Here is a 2,572-nt window from a genome sequence, read left to right as displayed (position 1 = left end):
AAGAGAACGACTCAAAATTAAAAAGCTAGAGTTCCGCAATTGGGAAGCTCTAGCTTTTTTTGTGGCTGAGAATTATTTTGTCCCAGGCTCTTTTTACAACTCCGCAATCTGGCTGAGGTTGACTTCTGCCACGGTATCGTTACCGAACATGGAGATAATCATCTTGACCTTGTTGTTGTCAATTTCGGTGATTTTACCAGTGTAGTCAGCAAAAGCTCCGTCAATAATCCGCACGGTGTCGCCAACCTTGACATCAATATCAAACTCTTGTACCGTTTGTCCCATAGAAATGAGAATGGCGCGGATTTCTTCTTCCAAGAGCGGGGTCGGTTTTGAGCGGTTCCCGTGAGAGCCGACAAATCCTGTAACGTTTGGAGTGTTCCGCACGACAAACCAAGCCTCGTCGGTCATGACCATTTCCACCAAAACATAACCCGGAAAGCGATTTTCTTCGATTTCTTTTTTCTTGCCGTTTTTCTCCACTTGCACGGTTTGCGTTGGGATTTCCACGCGCAAAATATTTTCCAGCATATTGTAAGTCTGCGCCCGCTGCAAGAGATTTTCTTTTACTTTATTTTCATAGCCTGAGTAGGTTTGTAGGACAAACCAGCCTTTGTCAAAACTGTCCATGAGTCTTCCTTTCAACATAAAAAAGCCTGTGGGCTTTTTGTTTTTTATTTCTAGCCCTATTATAGCATAAAATTTACAAAAAAAGACGAGAAATTATCTCGTTTTTAAAATAAATTGAGCACACGAAGAAGCCCGTGTGAAACAATTTGGTCAAAAATATAAATAATGACTGCAAAAAAGGCAGTATATTCCATTACAGACCAAAAATTTTTCCAACGTTCTTTTTTCGTAGGCCAAGTTGTTTGTTTTAAAAGTTGAATTGTTTCGCTGATAAATTTCACAACTCTCTCCTATCTAGTTTCTTTGTGGACAGTGTATTTACTGCAATGTTTACAAAACTTATTTACCTCTAGACGCGTTGGTTTTGGCGTACTACTAAGTTTAATTGAGTAGTTACGGGATCCACAAACCGTACACGCCAGACTTGCTTTTTTTAATGCCATAACGCCTCCATCATTCACATTATATCAAGATTTATTTGATTTTACAAGCCCAGAGCCATACAAATACTCGTGCCAATTATAAAGGTGACAATATTCTTAATAAAAAAGAGAGGTCTAAACCTCTCTTTGCTTATACTCAATTATTTTGCAATTTTTGCAAAGTATTCAAGAGTACGAACAAGTTGTGCAGTGTAAGACATTTCGTTGTCATACCAAGATACAACTTTCACCAATTGTTTTCCATCAACGTCAAGAACTTTAGTTTGAGTTGCATCAAACAACGAACCGAATGACATACCTACGATATCTGAAGAAACGATTGGATCTTCAGTATAACCGTATGATTCATTAGCTGCTGCTTTCATAGCTGCATTTACTTCATCAACAGTAACGTTCTTTTCAAGAACAGCAACCAATTCAGTAACTGATCCAGTTGGAGTTGGAACACGTTGAGCTGAACCATCAAGTTTACCGTTCAATTCTGGAATAACCAAACCGATAGCTTTAGCAGCACCAGTTGAGTTAGGAACGATATTTGCAGCACCAGCACGAGCACGGCGAAGATCACCTTTACGATGTGGACCGTCAAGGATCATTTGGTCACCAGTGTAAGCGTGGATAGTAGTCATCAAACCTTCAACGATACCGAAGTTGTCTTGAAGTGCTTTAGCCATTGGAGCCAAGCAGTTTGTAGTACATGAAGCACCAGAGATAACTGTTTCAGTACCATCAAGAACATCGTGGTTAGTGTTAAATACAATTGTTTTAACGTCACTTCCACCAGGAGCAGTGATAACAACTTTCTTAGCACCACCTTTAAGGTGTTTTTCAGCAGCATCTTTCTTAGCAAAGAAACCAGTTGCTTCCAAAACGATTTCTACACCATCAGTAGCCCAATCGATTTGTTCTGGGTCACGTTCAGCAGAAACCTTAACGAATTTACCGTTAACTTCGAATCCACCTTCTTTAACTTCCACAGTACCGTCGAAACGACCTTGAGTTGTGTCATATTTCAACAAGTGTGCAAGCATTACTGGATCTGTAAGGTCGTTGATACGAGTAACTTCAACACCTTCTACATTTTGGATACGACGGAAAGCAAGACGACCGATACGACCGAAACCGTTAATACCAACTTTAACTACCATTCGTGATTTCCTCCTTATGAAAATCAATAAAATTTTTATGTGAAAAGAGTAACTTGAAATGTTACAAATCACCTTTCAACAGTATTTATTATATAACTATTTTAGTGAAAATGCAAGCAGTGACCCTCTTTTATATAAACTTGTTTCTCATTTTTTCAAAAGACTTTCATGAAAGAAAATAAAAACTGCAGCCTTCTTTTTTCTTTGAAATAATACAGAGAAACCATTCCATTTTCAGAACTCTAGACTATATAAAAAGGCTCTATAATTTCTGTAGTGGGTAAAATCACTTTAGGGATTATGGAGCTTATTTTGTTGTAGAAAAAAAGTCCCATATGACCTATAATGAAA

Annotated in this window: 4 protein-coding genes; all 4 read right to left on the bottom strand. The window is 38.2% G+C overall.

Annotation, left to right across the window (positions count from 1 at the left end; genetic code table 11):
* Positions 1–93: 93 nt before the first annotated feature.
* Positions 94–630 carry a transcription termination/antitermination protein NusG gene (gene nusG / locus A3I3_RS0109505; RefSeq protein ID WP_018372454.1) on the bottom strand — a complete coding sequence of 179 codons (537 nt, stop codon included), beginning with the start codon at positions 628–630 and terminating at the stop codon, positions 94–96.
* 104 nt (positions 631–734) lie between these two features.
* Positions 735–911 (bottom strand): preprotein translocase subunit SecE, encoded by a 177-nt coding sequence (secE, locus tag A3I3_RS0109500; protein WP_018372453.1) that lies wholly within the window; start codon positions 909–911, stop codon positions 735–737.
* 9 nt (positions 912–920) lie between these two features.
* Positions 921–1,073, bottom strand: a complete 153-nt coding sequence (gene rpmG, locus A3I3_RS10725; protein ID WP_081600740.1) for a 50S ribosomal protein L33 — start codon at positions 1,071–1,073, stop codon at positions 921–923.
* Between the two features lie 140 nt (positions 1,074–1,213).
* Positions 1,214–2,221 carry a type I glyceraldehyde-3-phosphate dehydrogenase gene (gap, locus tag A3I3_RS0109495; RefSeq protein ID WP_003070973.1) on the bottom strand — a complete coding sequence of 336 codons (1,008 nt, stop codon included), beginning with the start codon at positions 2,219–2,221 and terminating at the stop codon, positions 1,214–1,216.
* Between the last annotated feature and the right edge of the window lie 351 nt (positions 2,222–2,572).

The organism is Streptococcus massiliensis DSM 18628, assembly GCF_000380065.1.
Taxonomy (GTDB): Bacteria; Bacillota; Bacilli; order Lactobacillales; family Streptococcaceae; genus Streptococcus; species Streptococcus massiliensis.
Note: the sequence above shows the minus strand (reverse complement) of the source record. Positions and strands in the feature narration are given on the sequence as shown.